The organism is Streptomyces sp. NPDC028298, assembly GCF_055565895.1.
This window is the reverse complement of the sequence record NZ_JBVHTL010000003.1, coordinates 264,339-278,727: the sequence shown is the minus strand read 5'-3', so window position 1 is coordinate 278,727 and position 14,389 is coordinate 264,339. Positions and strand designations below refer to the sequence as shown.

13 protein-coding genes are annotated in these 14,389 nt (G+C 72.5%); 6 read left to right on the top strand and 7 right to left on the bottom strand.

Going from position 1 to position 14,389, the window contains the following annotated elements:
• Positions 1-151: 151 nt before the first annotated feature.
• The 3 genes from ACZ4TO_RS16425 to ACZ4TO_RS16415 all read right to left on the bottom strand — a co-directional run bounded on the left by ACZ4TO_RS16425 (position 152) and on the right by ACZ4TO_RS16415 (position 2,792).
• Complete coding sequence (locus ACZ4TO_RS16425; protein ID WP_468024494.1) at positions 152-1,120, bottom strand: hypothetical protein; 969 nt, start codon at positions 1,118-1,120, stop codon at positions 152-154.
• A 155-nt stretch (positions 1,121-1,275) separates the two neighbouring features.
• Complete coding sequence (locus ACZ4TO_RS16420; RefSeq protein ID WP_385039709.1) at positions 1,276-1,674, bottom strand: peptidase inhibitor family I36 protein; 399 nt, start codon at positions 1,672-1,674, stop codon at positions 1,276-1,278.
• Between the two features lie 131 nt (positions 1,675-1,805).
• Positions 1,806-2,792 (bottom strand): ArsR/SmtB family transcription factor, encoded by a 987-nt coding sequence (locus ACZ4TO_RS16415; protein ID WP_468024493.1) that lies wholly within the window; start codon positions 2,790-2,792, stop codon positions 1,806-1,808.
• Between the two features lie 461 nt (positions 2,793-3,253).
• Here ACZ4TO_RS16415 and ACZ4TO_RS16410 point away from each other — a divergent pair, with 461 nt between their 5' ends.
• From ACZ4TO_RS16410 to ACZ4TO_RS16400, 3 genes are all read left to right on the top strand, one after another.
• Complete coding sequence (locus ACZ4TO_RS16410) at positions 3,254-3,931, top strand: uracil-DNA glycosylase (protein WP_382786806.1); 678 nt, start codon at positions 3,254-3,256, stop codon at positions 3,929-3,931.
• The gene (locus ACZ4TO_RS16405) at positions 3,928-5,010 is read left to right on the top strand and encodes an N-acetylglucosamine kinase (RefSeq protein ID WP_468024492.1); all 1,083 of its coding nucleotides are present in this window, start codon (positions 3,928-3,930) and stop codon (positions 5,008-5,010) included. Before ACZ4TO_RS16410 ends, ACZ4TO_RS16405 begins: the two co-directional genes overlap by 4 nt.
• A 129-nt stretch (positions 5,011-5,139) precedes the next feature.
• Complete coding sequence (locus ACZ4TO_RS16400) at positions 5,140-6,060, top strand: sirohydrochlorin chelatase (protein ID WP_385039718.1); 921 nt, start codon at positions 5,140-5,142, stop codon at positions 6,058-6,060.
• A 141-nt stretch (positions 6,061-6,201) separates the two neighbouring features.
• Here ACZ4TO_RS16400 and ACZ4TO_RS16395 read toward each other — a convergent pair whose 3' ends face one another.
• Together ACZ4TO_RS16395 and ACZ4TO_RS16390 are read right to left on the bottom strand one after the other, a co-directional pair.
• Positions 6,202-7,248, bottom strand: coding sequence for a lactonase family protein (locus ACZ4TO_RS16395; protein ID WP_468024789.1), 1,047 nt, complete (start codon positions 7,246-7,248; stop codon positions 6,202-6,204).
• Between the two features lie 532 nt (positions 7,249-7,780).
• On the bottom strand, positions 7,781-9,283 hold the full coding sequence (locus ACZ4TO_RS16390; RefSeq protein ID WP_468024491.1) for an FUSC family protein: 1,503 nt from the start codon (positions 9,281-9,283) through the stop codon (positions 7,781-7,783).
• A gap of 240 nt (positions 9,284-9,523) precedes the next feature.
• On the opposite strand from ACZ4TO_RS16390, the gene ACZ4TO_RS16385 reads away from it, so the two are divergent.
• Together ACZ4TO_RS16385 and ACZ4TO_RS16380 are read left to right on the top strand one after the other, a co-directional pair.
• Entirely contained in the window at positions 9,524-10,000 is a 477-nt protein-coding gene (locus tag ACZ4TO_RS16385; RefSeq protein ID WP_382786820.1) for an Lrp/AsnC family transcriptional regulator, read from the top strand.
• A gap of 397 nt (positions 10,001-10,397) precedes the next feature.
• Positions 10,398-10,979, top strand: a complete 582-nt coding sequence (locus ACZ4TO_RS16380) for a TetR/AcrR family transcriptional regulator (RefSeq protein WP_468024788.1) — start codon at positions 10,398-10,400, stop codon at positions 10,977-10,979.
• A 73-nt stretch (positions 10,980-11,052) separates the two neighbouring features.
• Here the strand turns inward: ACZ4TO_RS16380 and ACZ4TO_RS16375 are convergent, their stop codons facing one another.
• Together ACZ4TO_RS16375 and ACZ4TO_RS16370 are read right to left on the bottom strand one after the other, a co-directional pair.
• A complete protein-coding gene (locus tag ACZ4TO_RS16375; protein ID WP_468024490.1) occupies positions 11,053-11,682 on the bottom strand; it encodes a dihydrofolate reductase family protein in 630 nt (209 codons plus the stop codon).
• Between the two features lie 127 nt (positions 11,683-11,809).
• Complete coding sequence (locus ACZ4TO_RS16370) at positions 11,810-12,874, bottom strand: NAD(+)/NADH kinase (RefSeq protein ID WP_382786826.1); 1,065 nt, start codon at positions 12,872-12,874, stop codon at positions 11,810-11,812.
• A 799-nt stretch (positions 12,875-13,673) separates the two neighbouring features.
• Here ACZ4TO_RS16370 and ACZ4TO_RS16365 point away from each other — a divergent pair.
• Complete coding sequence (locus tag ACZ4TO_RS16365) at positions 13,674-14,354, top strand: class I SAM-dependent DNA methyltransferase (RefSeq protein WP_382786829.1); 681 nt, start codon at positions 13,674-13,676, stop codon at positions 14,352-14,354.
• Positions 14,355-14,389 lie beyond the last annotated feature (35 nt).

Below are 14,389 nucleotides of genomic sequence, written 5' to 3'. Positions count from 1 at the left end.
CAGGCCGGAGGGGCGTACCCGCCCCGGCCGGGAAGCCGTTATCGCTGCCTCCCGGCTGGGAAGCCGTTATCGCTGCCCCGGCTGGGAAGCCGTTATCGCTGCCCCGGCTGGGAAGCCGTCAGTGCTGCCCCCGGCCCGGCGGGTCGGCCCGTCATTCCGCGAGTACGGCGGACGCGAGCCTCACCCGGGTGCCGATCGCCTTCTTGATCTTGGCCAGAGCCACGCTGTTCTTCTCGATCGCCTGCCGTTGCAGGGCGGCGTCGACGGCGTACCAGACGCCGACGACGTTGTTCCGCTTCTTGCAGTCCGCGTCGGCGCGGGCCGCCGCCTTCTCCTTCACCGACGCGGTCCTCGTACGCCAGGCCGGGTCGCTGGTGGCCGCGAGCGGGTCCGGGTAGGAGAAGCCGCGGCCTTCCATGCACCGGGACCACTGGGCGAACACGGCTTTGACCAGCGGATGCTGCCGCGAGGCCTCGAAGCTCTCGATGTTGATGTCGTCGGAGAGCTTCGCGTCACCGCCGGCTTCCGGCCCTTCGGATCGCAGTCGGGCCCGGGCCTCACCGACACATCCGCCGACCGGAATCCTCCGGCCCTTGTGGACCTGGCCGCCCGCCTCGGTGGAGCCGGGTTTGACGTGCGGGTCGTTCGTCCCGGTCAGTACGAGCGTCGTCTCCGCGGACAACGGGGCGGGTTCGGTGGTCGCCGGGGCGGTTCTGCTGCCGGCCGGAGCGAATCCGTCGGTCGCCGCCGCCCCGGGGTCGGTCACGCCGTACCGGAACTGGGTGGGGGTCCTCGGCCGGAACACCGGGGCCGGGGCGGGAGACGTGTAGCGCAGCCCGAACCGTGCCATGCATGCCTCGGTCAGCTTGGCCTGGGCCGCGGTCAGTTCGTCCGACTGCTCGTCGCTCAGGAGGTAGGGGGCGATCGGCAGCGTCCGGTCGGCTGCCGTGATCAGCCGCGGCACGGAAGAGACCTCCGGCATCGCGACGGCCGCGCCCTTCGGCCGGGCGGGCCCGGGGGACGACGGCGAGGACGAGGAGCAGCCCCCGGCCATCAGCACGGCGGCCGTCGCCAGGACGACGGCGGCCTTCGGGTGGCCGCGGACAGGGGACGAGTTCATGAGCCGGTGTGTCCTCGATGCGGTGGGTGGGTACGCAAGGACGGCCGAGCGTGCGGCCGGGGCGCGGGGGATGCCCCGCCCGGTGTGTTCGGAGCGGGGCACCCCTGCGCAAGGCTGCGGTGCGGGACCTCGGTCGGTCGGGAGGTCCCGGCGGATCAGCCGAACTTCCCCGATGCGTTCTCGTTGCGCAGCGTGGAGTTGAAGTTGCCGCCGCCACCCGCGGCGAAGCGCTGGCTCGCTCCGGTGTAGTTGACGTGGAAGTACACGGTGAAGGCGTTGTTGAAGTCCCAGTTGTCCACCGAGGCGGCGTTGTTGCGGACGCCCTGGCCGGCGCCGTCACTGCCGTTGGCGCTGGCCGTGAAGGTGTAGCCGGAGTAGTTGGGGATGTTGGGGAACTGCTTGAAGAAGGCGCCCTGATAGTTGGGGTGGTAGTAGATGCAGGCGTAGCCGCTGGAGCAGGTCGTGTCGGCCGCTGACGCGGGGCTGATGGTGAGGGCGGTGGCACCGGCGGCCAGGACGGCGGCGACGGCCGCCGAGCGACGTATGTTGTTCACGGTGTGTCGTATCCCTTCCGGTACGGATGCGGGCTGCCCGCCATACTCGCCAGCGTGTTCGGTCGAGGGACACCCCTTTCCACCGCGGTCGAAATGCGCAGGTGGTCACCGGCCCGGCCATGTTTCCGCTCTCAAGTGCCCGACGGATGGGCCGCGTCGACCAAGGCGGATCCGGTGGGGGTTCGGGTGTGCAGGATGAGTTCGCCCTGCTGGAGGGTGCGCAGAAGACCCGCCGCGCGCAGTGCGGACAGATGATGACTCACCGTGGCGGCGGACACCCCCACACGGCGGGCGAGTTCCCCGGATGTCGTCGCGGTCTCGGTGGCGATCAGGATGGAGGCGCGGGTGCCGCCCATGAGCCGGCCCAGAGCCCTGACCGTCACCGGCGCCGTCGTCCTGTCGTACCCGGCGGGGTAGACGAGGACGGGTGGCAGCGCGGGGTCGGCGAGCGAGTTGGCGGGTCCCTGGCCGAAGTGGGACGGGGCCAGGAGCAGTCCTCGTCCGTTCAGTCGGAGTGTCTGATCGACGGCGTACCGGACGTGCAGGACGGGCGGCGCCCATCGCATCAGCGACGGGTAGCTGTGCAGCAGTCCGTGGACTCCGCCGTCGAGAAGGGCGCGGGTGCGAATGGCCCGGTCCGCCTCGACGCTGTTTCGGATCGCATTCCAGTGAGGGGCGAGGGCGATTCGGTGATAGTCCAGCAGGAGTTTTCGTAAATCTTCCCGGGCCGAAAGATCCGCTTCGTACAAGCGCTCCAGCCAGGCGGATCCCCGGCCGCGGTCGAGGAGGTCGAGTTGACCGCGCACGACACTTCTGGGGCTTCCGGCCACGGATTCAATGATCGATTCGACCCCTCCGTGCCGCCGATTTTCCGGAGTGAGGAAGTCCGGAAAATATCCCGAGGCCGGGATCATGGGCATCAGCATGAGCCGAATGCGTTGCAACAGATCACTGCGGGCCGCTTCGGCCCTGACCTGCCGATACCACGGTTCATACCGGGCCACGGCAAGTCGCCTGCGTAATCGGAAGACGCTCAACACCAGTTCCCACATGGGATCCGGCGACGAGATCACCCTGGTTTTCAAGAGATCTTCGGTCGTGAAATGAATCCGCAGCATCTCCCACCCCCACGAGCCCCCACACCTCGTCGTTCATTGTCTATACCAGGAATGACGGGACCCGCAAGAAAATTTCTCACAATTCCAGGTGCGCCAATCGATGTGCGCCAATCCATGTACGCCCATCACGCCTGGCCGAATCGTCGATTACGGCCCCCATCAGCCCATATCACCGTCTCCATCCGGCGGATGGCTGAATTCATGCCGACGTTTTCGGGCAACCGGGTCGGCCGCACGGTGGGGGGGTTCGGTGTATCCGCGGCCTCGCGGAGCCGTACCCCGCGGAGCCGTACCTCACGGAGCCGTACAGGGAACTCGTCGGCCGGCCGGAGTCCAACGCCCCGCCCTGGCAGGCGTCTTGCGCCCGTAGACGTCCGATTCGGCGACGAATCGGTCATCCCCGATCACGGGACGGGCACCGGTTTGATCTCGGCCATGTGTACGGCAGTAGGGTGACGCCCGTGGCACCACGACCGTTGCATGAGATCGTCGAACCGGGCTGGGCGAAAGCCCTCGAACCCGTCGCAGGACGGATCGCCGAGATGGGCGACTTCCTGCGCGCGGAGATCGCCGCGGGACGCACCTACCTGCCGTCCGGGGCGAACGTCCTGCGGGCCTTCCAGCAGCCCTTCGACGACGTACGCGTCCTCATCGTCGGGCAGGACCCCTACCCGACCCCGGGACACGCGGTGGGCCTGTCGTTCTCGGTGGCCCCGGAGGTACGTCCGCTGCCGCCGAGCCTGATCAACATCTTCCGCGAACTGAACAGCGACGTCGGCGCGCCCCCGCCGTCCAACGGTGACCTCACCCCCTGGGCCGACCAGGGCGTGCTGCTGCTCAACAGGGCACTGACCACGGCACCCCGCAGCCCCGCCGCACACCGCGGAAAGGGCTGGGAGGAAGTCACGGAACAGGCCATACGGGCACTGGCCGCGCGCGGACGACCGCTGGTGTCGATCCTGTGGGGCCGCGACGCCCGCAATCTGCGCCCCCTGCTCGGCAGTCTCCCCTCGGTCGAATCCGCGCACCCCTCCCCCATGTCGGCGGACCGCGGCTTCTTCGGCTCGCGCCCCTTCAGCCGCGCAAACGACCTGCTGACGAAGCAAGGCGCCGAACCGGTGGACTGGCGCCTGCCGTGACACCCGGCGGAGGACACGGCCGACCGCGCGACGGGCAGAGCCCCGCCGTGGTGCTGGCCGTGGACTCCGGAGGCTCGGGCCTGCGTGTGGCGCTCGGCGCCCACGGGGCCCCGGACGAGGCAGACGGCAGCGCACGCCTCGCGGCCCCTGACCGGCTCGGTGGACCCCTGACCTCCCGGGAGCCGGTCCGTACCGGCCCGCGCGGGATCTCGGCCGATCATCTGCTGGAACAACTGCTGCCGATGGCACGCCGCTTGATGGCCGACGCGGGCGCCGATCGGCTCGGGGCCGTGGCCGTCGGCGCCGCAGGTCTGGCCACGCTCGGCGACGAACTGAGGGACGAGCTGCCGGCCGCGCTGGAGCGCGAACTGGGCGTACGGCGGCTCGCCTTGGCGGCGGACGCGGTGACCGCGTACGCGGGAGCCCTGGGCAGCCGGGCGGGTGCCGTGATCGCGGCGGGCACCGGGATGATCGCGATCGGCACCGACCTCACGTCCTGGCGCAGGGCCGACGGCTGGGGCCATCTGCTCGGCGACTGCGGCGGCGGAGCCTGGATCGGCCGCGCGGGCCTGGAAGCGGCCCTGCGCGCGTTCGACGGCCGCCCGGACGGCTCGGCCGCGCTGCTGGCACGGGCGGAGGACAGGTTCGGACCGATGCCGGAACTTCCCGGCCTGCTGTATCCGCGCACCGACCGGGCGGCCGTCCTGGCCTCCTTCGCCCCCGACGTGGCCGACCTCTCCGGGAGCGATCCCGTCTCCTCGCGCATCCTGCGGACCGCCGCCCGGCACCTGGCCGCATCGGCCGCCGCCGTGTGCGCCGCCGACGGCGATCGCCATCTCGCCTTCACCGGGGGCCTGTTCAACCTGGGCGCCGCGCTCCTCGAGCCCCTGGACGAGGAGTTGGCCGAGCGCCTGCCGAACGTCCACCGCGTACCGGCGGCGGGCGACCCTCTCGACGGCGCGCTCCGGATCGCGGCCGACCTGGCGGACGGCCGGCTCGCGCTGCCCCTGGACGAACGGATGTTGCACGTGGTGGCCGAAAAGCCGTACCAGGAAATCCATGGCCCGAATACACCGTAGGGCCGACAAGTAGGCGTTTACCGATCACTTCTGATCCGTACGTAACTCATCAGACAAAAGCGGACGGATACCGCTCACCTGCACCCTCCCCGAACAGGGGAACCCAAGAAACCAGTAACATGCGGCGCCATGAGCTCCCCCACTGGGCCCGCGTCCGGCCTGCCAGTACGAATGCCGCGACCCCGCCAAGCCGGGCGGCACCGCCGTCCGGAACCTCTGGCGGCTCCTGAGGGCGCGCCCGCGCTCGTCCTCGCGGTGCCGGGCACCCCCAGCGCCGCCACGCGCAGCCTCGCCGAGGAGGTCGTGAGCATCGCCCGCTCCGAGCTCCCCGGCCTCGATGCCCGCATCGGTTACCTGGACGGGGACGACGAGTTCCCCACGCTGCAGTCCGTGCTGACCCACGCCGCCGAGGAGCGCACCGCGCGCTTCGAGCAGGCCCGCGCCGCCGGTTCCGACGTCTCGGAGCCCGACGGCCCCGTCGGCATCGTTGTCCCGCTGCTCGCCGGTCCGGACAGCGCCCTGCTGCGCCGCATCCGCCAGGCGGTCATGGAAAGCCGCGTCGCGGCCGAGCTGACCGACGTCCTCGGTCCGCACCCGCTGCTCGCCGAGGCACTGCACGTGCGTCTCTCCGAGGCCGGTCTGGCCCGCGCCGACCGCGCCCGGCTGTTCACCGTGGCGACCGCCGCGGACGGCATCGTGCTCGCCACCGTCGGCGGCGAGGACGCGGTGCAGGCCGCCGGGATCACCGGCATGCTGCTCGCCGCGCGGCTCGCCGTGCCGGTCATGGCTGCCGCCCTCGACGAGGAGGGTTCCATCGCGGCCATCGCCGAGCAGCTCCGCGGCTCCGGTTCGCAGCAGCTCGCGCTCGCCCCGTACCTGATCGGTCCGGAGCTCGACGCGGGTCTGCTCGACGCGGCCGCCAAGGAGGCCGGCTGCAGCGCCGCCGAGGCCCTCGGCCCGTACCCGGCGATCGGCAAGCTCGCGCTCTCCCAGTACACGACGGCGCTGGGCATCGCCCCGCCGCAGTCCCAGGGAGCGCCGGCCTTCTAGTCGGCCGCCGCCACCGCACCACCCGTACCACCCGCACACCGAAAGGGCCCGCTCCTGAGTCAGGAGGGGCCCTTTCCCATGGGCCGACGCCGACGTACCGGGTGGAGACGCACCAGGCGGGAAGGGGTCGGGCCGGCCGCGTCAGTCGAAGACCACGCAGGACGCGGCGGGCGCCTCGACCGAGCCGCCCCGGACCGGAACGCCGGTGTCCGGATCGACGACGAACCAGGTCACGTCGCCGGAGCGCTCGTTGGCCGCGTACAGGAAGCGCCCGGACGGGTCGAGGGCCAGCGCGCGCGGCCAGACGCCGCCGCAGGGCACCTCCGCGACGAGTGTGAGCCCCTCGCCGCCCGCGTCGACGGCGAACACGGAGACGGTGTCACACCCGCGGACGGCGGCCCAGACGAAGCGGCCGTCGGGCGAGACGACGATGCCCGAGGGGTACGCGTCGCCGTCCGGGACACCGGACAGGACCGGCGCCTCACCGACCGGCCGCAGCGTGCCCTCCCCGGCGTCCCAGCGGCAGACGGTGACGGTCGGCGCGAGTTCGTTGAGGACGTACACGTGCTCGCCGCGGGGGTGAAAGGCGAGATGGCGCGGCCCGGAGCCGGGACGCAGCGCGATCTCGCGGTGCACGGTGAGGTTTCCGCCGTCGAGGGCGCACACCCGGACCGAGTCCGTGCCGAGGTCCACGCTGACCGCCCAGCGGCCGGTGGGGTCGGGCTGCACCTGATGGGCGTGCGGCCCCTGCTGCCGCTGCGTGTGCGGACCGGAACCGGCGTGCCGGAGCACGCTGGACGCGGCGGGCGCCAGTTCCCCGCCGGGGCGGACGGGTACCGCGCTGACGCTGCCCGAACCGTAGTCCGCCGTCAGGACGTGTCCGTCGAAGACACTGAGGTGGGTGGGGTCGCTGCCGCCGGTCGGGGTCGGCGGACCGGTCAGTTCCGGTTTGTCGCCGTGCACCCGGTAGGCGGCCACCGCGCCCTCGGCGCTCTCGCTGACCGCGTACAGGACGTCGTGCGCGGGAGCGAACACGAGATACGAGGGGTCGGGTACGTCGTCGGCGGCACCCAGCACGGTCAGCGCGCCGGTGTCCGGGTCCACGGCCGCCGCGAGGACACCGAGCCCTCCCGCCGCCGTGAACGAGCCGATGAACGCCCGCTGTCGCCGCCTGCCGCCGTGCGCCACTGCTGTCCCCTCTCGGTCCCGCGTCGTCGGGGCGACGGTAGCAGTCACGGGGCTGCGGTCTAGACCAAAGCCCGGCGGTCGAGGGGACGGCCGCACGTCGGGCCGTCCGGTCGACGGACGGCCATACTCCGGCCCCGCCGATCGGCGGACGGGCGGACGGGCGGACGATTGACCGGCGGCCGGTGCGGCGATCCGGCGGCGGGAAGCGCGGGTGTGCAAGGCTGCGCACCGCGCCGGGTGCGACAGCGTGCGTACGGCACACATATGGACGCACGTGGGCCACGAGGGCGCGTGGAGCCCGCAAGACGGCCGCCACGAGCCTCTCCGGCGCCCGCCGGACCCGAGGCCTCCGGAACCGCTCCGAAGCCGTCCAGCGGGCGCCCTGGGCCTCGTTGTGGATCTTCGGAGCCGACGCCGACGGAGCTTCCTCGGCCCCCGCACCGGGCGACCCCGCACCGATAGAGAGAAACGGCCCCTGGGGCGTCGTACGACGCCCCAGGGGCCGGAGGAAATGCGGTGCTGCCCGTGTCCGTCAGGCGCCGACGACGAGTCGGGAGCGGGGAACCGGACCACGCAGCGGTGTCGCCATGTCGACGAGCGCGCGCTCCAGGCCGTGCAGGTGCACGAGCGCCTGCTCAGCACCGGGGTGATGGCCCGGGACACCGTGGTGGGACGCCGGAGCGCCTCCCGGTACGGCGCCGACCAGGGACTCCATGGCGGTCTCGACCCGTCGGCAGGCCGCGGTGAGGCGCGCGTCGTGCGAGGCGTCCGGGTCGGCGGCGACCGCGGCGAGACCGCGCACCTCGCGGGCGCAGTCGTCCAGCAGGGCGAGGATCGCGCGCGCCCGCTCCTTGCGCTGCCGCATGGGGTTGAGCGGATGCACCAGAGGTGCGAGAGCCATCCGTACGCGCCCCAGGAGCGCTTCGAGCTCCCCCGCGAGCGGCGCCGGGTCGGCCCGGTCGTCACCCGCGAGCCGTCGGGCCGCCGCCGAGGTGCAGCCGTGCACGGCGTGCAGGGCGCGCTCGATCCAGCGGTCGGTGACCGTGTGCGTGGTGATCGGCAGGACGAGCCCCACCGCGAGCGCGGCACCGAGCGCGCCGACACCGGTCTCGGCGAGCCGGAGGCCCAGCAGCCCGGGATGCAGGACGCCGAGCAGCCCGTAGAGCAGGCCCGCCATGACGGTGACGAAGAACATCATCCAGCTGTACGAGGGAGCGGCGGTGTAGAAGATCCCGAAGACGCTCACCGCGACGAGGACGGCGGTGGGGGCGGGCGCTCCGTGCAGCGGCACGGCGACCAGGAGCCCGGCCACGATGCCGACGAGCGTGCCGATCACGCGCCGGAAGCCCCGGACCAGCGTCTCACCGCGCGAGGCCGTGTTGACGAAGATCCACCACGCTGTGCCGACGGCCCAGTACCAGCGGTCGTGCGAGAGCAACTGGCCGGCGGCGAGTGCGAACGCGCAGGCCGCGGTCGCCTGGAAGGCCTGACGGGTGGCGGGGCGCGCCAGCCCGCGCCCTTCCAGCGGCAGCGGCGCCGCGGGCAGGGGGCTGCGTCGCTCGATGCACCAGGCGCCGAACCGCACGGCCGAGGAGGCCGTCAGCGACATCGCGACGGCCGCGTAGAGCTGCGGGAGCTGGCCGGGCACGGCGTGCAGGAACTGCGTCGTGAAGAACATCATGAACGCGAAGATGCCGAGGGCGTGACCGCGCGGGCCGAAGCGGCGGGCGTACACCCCGGCGAAGATCACGGCGAGCCAGGTCGCGTCCCGCAACAGCGGCGCCCCGTGCAGGGTGGTCGCCAGCACGAGGACCGGGAAGCCGGCCACGGGGAGCAGCGCGGTGGTGCCCGCCTGGCCGCGCACGGTCGGGTCTCCGACCGTGAACAGCGCGAGGAGCGCCGCGAGCCCGCCCGCGATCGAGGCCGGGAGCGAGAGTCCGGTCAGCTGGCACAGCGCGACCGCGAGGCCGATGCCGAGGACCGCCCGGAGCGACACCCGCAGACGGAACAGTCCCGGATCCGGCGCCATGAACATCTTCTTCACCTTCGGCGGCCCGCCCCCACTTCGCAGTTCAACAGAGATCCGGCATGCGCGGCGCACATGCGAAAGGCGCCGCGGGTCCGGAACGGCTTCCTTGCCGTCCGGCACTGCGCAGCGCCATCGATACGGACAAGGTACGTGGCGGCCCTGAACTGGCTCAACCGGCGTGGTTTCGGCTGGGCCATTGGTACAGTCGAAGAAGAACATTTTCGGCCGCGAGGAGGCCAACGGACCATGCCCGTGGACGAGCTCGACACCCGCATCCTGCGGTTGCTCCTGGAGCAGCCGCGCACCAGCGTCCGTGAGTACGCCCGTGTCCTCGGGGTCGCCCGGGGGACGCTCCAGGCCCGCCTCGACCGGCTGGAGCGGGACGGGGTGATCACCGGGACCGCGCCGTCGCTGTCCCCCGCCGCTCTCGGTCATCCCGTGCTCGCGTTCGTGCACATCGAGGTCACGCAGGGGCATCTGGACGACGTGGGCGACGCGCTCGCCGCCGTGCCGGAGATCATCGAGGCGTTCTCCATCACCGGCGGCGGCGATCTGATCACCCGGGTCGCGGCGCGCGACAACGCCCACCTGGAGGACGTGATCCAGGCCCTGATCAGCCTGCCCGGAGTGGTCCGCACCCGGACCGAGGTGGCCCTGCGCGAACGCGTCCCGCACCGGCTGCTGCCCCTGGTGGAGTCGATCGGGCGGGCCACGCGGGGCTGAGCGCGACTCCGGGCCACCGGGCCCACGCGTGCCGAGCGCGGCTCGGGCCACCGGGCCGACACCCGTCCGTGGGCCATTTCTCAAGTCCCGGCCGGAGCTCCGCCGGGTGCGCCAGAATGCCGGGCGGCGAGAGGTTCCGGCCGCCGAGGCGGCCCGGCCGTGACACGACCGGGAGGTTCCGGCGGTCGTTCCGGAAGGAGTACGCGTGCACCCCGAAAAGGACGCACCCGCGGGCTCGGGGGCGCCGCCAGGTCCGTACGACCCGGCCGGCGGCCCGGGCGCGGCGCGACGCTCGCACGACGCGGCCGCGGGCTCGGGGGCGACGTCGCCCCCGAGGGTCCGACCCGCGGCGGGCTCGGGCACGCCGACCGGTGCGGACGACGACCCGCACGGTCCGGTGCGCTCGGACGCGCGGCGCAATCGTGAGCGCATCCTGGCCGTGGCCCTCGCGGAGCTGACCCGCTCCGCCGACACACCGCTGAGCGCGATAGCCAGGAAGGCGGGCGTCGGTCAGGGGACCTTCTACCGCAACTTCCACCACCGCGAGGCGCTCATCCTGGAGATCCACCGCCACGAGGTGCGGCAGGTGACCGAGGCGGCGGCGCATCTGCTCGCCACCCGCCCACCGGACCGGGCGCTTCGGGAGTGGACGGACCGTCTCGCACGGTTCGCGATGGCCAAGGCGGGTCTGACCGAAGCGCTGCGCACGACCACCGCCACACCCCGGGGACTCCTCACGAGCCTCGACCACGGGCCCCTGAGCTCGACGGTCGCGCTCCTGCTGAGGACCAACGAGGAGGCGGGCACGATCCGGCCGGGGGTGACTCCCGACGACTTCCTGCTCGCCGTCGCCGGGCTGTGGCACCTCGACCGGCACGGCGACTGGCAGGCGCACGCCCGCCGCCTGCTGGACCTGGTGACGGACGGCCTGCGCGTGGGCGCGCCGGGACCGGACACGCGCGCCACGCCTGCGGACTGAGCCCGCGGCTCGCGCGCGGGCCGGGAGCGCCGTCGGTCACGATCAGCCGGGGCCTGCCTCGAAGGGGGTCGGCTCAGCGGCGGACCAGCCGGACGTGCGTCGCGGCCGGCGATGCGACCGTCTCGGCCACCCGGTAGCCGTCGATGGCGTCCCCCAGGTCGCTGAGCAGGAGTTCTCCGCCGCCCAGGAGCCGCGGGACGACGGCCATGTGCAGTTCGTCGAGGAGTCCGGCGCGCAGGTACTGCCGCACGGTGGCCGCTCCGCCGCCGAGCCGGACGTCCTTGCCCGCCGCCGCCTCGAAGGCGTGGGCGAGGACCTTCTCGACGGGTTCGTCGGTGAAGTGGAAGGTCGTTCCGCCCTCCATGACGACGGAGGGCCGCAAGTGGTGGGTGTGGACGAACACGTCGTTGTGGTACGGAGGGTTGGCGCCCCACCAGCCCGTCCACGACTCGTCCTCCCAGGGTCCGCGGTGAGGCCCGAACATGTTGCGCCCCATGATGGTGGCGCCGATGTTCTCCTCGCTGCGCCGGACGTACTCGACGTCGGTCCCGTCCTTGCCGTCGGCCAGGTCGCGCATGGCGGCGAACATCCACTCGTGCATGGTCCCGAAGCCCTCGCCGAGCGGATGCTCGAGATCCTGGCGTGGACCGGCGGCGTAGCCGTCCACCGAGACGGTGATGTTGTGTACGCGCAGCTTGGGCATGGCCGTGCTCCCTGGGTTGGTGGTGTCCCGCTCTCACCCGTACGTCGAACGGGACGCGCGGGGATCGACGGGCTCCCGAAAGATTTCCCTGCCGCCCGGAATCCGGCTCGCCGTCACCGGGCCGCCGTCACCGGGCCGCCGAAGGAGGCGGCAGGCGCAGTTCCGCGAGGTCCGGAGGGATGGGGGTGTCGGGGCGGAAGAACGGGGCGGGTTCGCCGTCGGGCGCCGTGGCCGGTGCGTCGGTGAGGCGGAAGCGGTCGCGCAGCCGTCCGTAGAAGTCGGTGGGGCGCAGCCGGATGAGGCGCACCCGCTGCGGGGCGCGGAAGACCCCGATCCAGTCGCCCGGGTCGAGCACCCCGCGCAACTGGCCGTCGATGCTGACGGCGGCCTGGCCCGAGTGGGGCAGCACCCGCAGGGCGACGGGCTCGTCCGGGGCGGCGACGACACTGCGGTCGAAGGTCATGTGCGGCGCGATCGGGGTGAAGACGACGGCGTCCATGTGCGGAGAGAGCACGGGGCCGCCGGCGGCGAAGCTGTAGGCGGTCGATCCGGTGGGGGTGGCGACGGCGAAGGCGTCCGCCGAGTAGGAGGCCAGCAGTCGGCCGGCGAGGTACACGCCGACGCCGACCTGGCGGTCGCGGGCCAGTTTCTCCAGGACGACGTCGTTCAGGGCGGTGACGTCCAGCGCCACCCCCCAGCCGTCGCCCTCCGTCGTCTCGCCCCTGACCTGCGGCGGGGGCAGTGCGGGACCCCGCCCGTAGCAGAGGACCGTCTCCACCTCCGCGGGGATCTCGAGGACCCGGGAGGCCCGCAGCGTCAGGGTCATCCGTTCCTCTACCGTGGCCCTGCCCTCGTGGACCGTCTGCAGCGCCCGGGTGACGTCGGCCGCGGGCACCTCGGTGAGGAAGCCGACCTTGCCGAGGTCGACGCCCAGCACGTTCGCACCGCTCTTGACGGCGATCCGGGCGCCGCGCAGGAAGGTGCCGTCACCCCCGAGCGTGACGACGAGGTCCGGGTTGCCGGCCGCTTCGGCCTCGGCGCGTCCGCCGCGGCGCCGCTGGTCCTTGGCCCAGACGTCGATCTCGGTGCACCGGATGCCTCGCGCGTCGCACCACTCGTGAACGGCGCGGGCCACGTCGCGGGCCGCGGTCCGCCCCTGGTGGACGACCAGGCCGACGCGGTGCACGGACACGGCAACCTCCTCCAGGTCCCATGGGGTACGTACCGATCCTTCCATGAATGGGGTGTTTCGGACGGGGAGAGAGGGCCGTCCGGCCGCACCGAGGCCCCGCGGCGCCGCCGGACCGGGAAATCCGCGGGGGCGCCGGGCCGGCGTGCGGCGACGGATGTCGGTCGCGGGCGCCGCCGCGGACGTGCGGCAACGGAAGCCCGGCTCGGGCGCCGCCGCGGACGTGCGGCGACGGAAGCCCGGCTCGGGCCCGGCGAGCGGCGCCCGGCCAGTGTGCGGCGAGCGGCGTGCGGTGTGCGGCGTGCGGCGGCGGATGCCGGTCCCTCTCGCCGGCCGCGACGCCGGCCGCCTCACCCCCCCCCCGCGACGCCGACCGGATCACCCGGCCGCGCGATCCGGCGCCGAAGCCCGAGGGCCGGAGCGGCCATGCCGCCGCAACCCCAACTCCCCACATGAACAGCCGACTTGCCCATGTCTCCCGCCCCGAGCGGGACTTGCCGCCACGAGCGTCGCTCCGGCCCCGAATCCCCCGGACGGATTCCGGCCGTGTCGGTGTCACCCGGGTAGGGCAACTCGCCTCCGCTCAGCACGAGTTCGGGTGCCGTCAGCGGCAGGGCAGCCGGCACGGGAGCCGTTCCGCGGGCCGAACAGTTTCGGACACTTGGGCATCCCGCGGAACGCTGAACGACTATCGTCTCGAATTGACGTCTCCTGAGCGACCGACAAGGCTCGGAGATCCCGTCATGGCCGCTTTCATCCGCATTGCGCACTACTTCGACCGCCCCCATGAAAGGTTCCTTTCGTGATCAACAGCAATCACGGGACTGATTACGAGAGCCTTCCGCTCGACCGCAAAGGCCAGGCCGAAGCCTTCGACGCCATCGGCGACCGCTACGACGAGGCCTTCCCGCACAAGGAAGGCCAGGTCACCGCGGGCGAGTGGCTGGTCGGATCACTGGCCGAGGGGGCGCGGGTCCTGGATCTCGGCTGCGGCACGGGCGTGCCGACCGCGCGCCAGATGGCGGACGCGGGGTTCGAGGTCGTGGGGGTCGACCTCTCCGGCGGCATGGTGGAGCTCGCGAGCGGATACGTCCCCGAAGGGACCTTCCACCAGGTGGACCTCGCCGACTTGCGCCCGGGCGGTCCCCGCGACCTCGGGCGTTTCGACGGCGTCGCCGCCTTCTTCTCGCTGCTGATGCTGCCGCGCGCCGAGATCCCCCTCGCCCTGCGGACCGTGCGCCATCTGCTGGTGCCCGGCGGCCTGTTCGTCCTGTCGATGGTCGAGGCCGACGTGGACAACTTCGCGATCCCGTTCCTGGGGAACACGATCCGGGTCTCCGGCTATCTGCGGGAGGACCTGCACAAGGTCGTCGAGGAGGCGGGCTTCGAGATCGTCAAGGAGACCTCGTACACGTACGCCCCCGCCGTGACCGACGTCCCGCCCGAGGAGCAGGTGTTCCTGTGCTGCCGGCGGTGTGACTGAGGAGGCGGAGTCCGAGCCGCGGACCGCGCCACCCA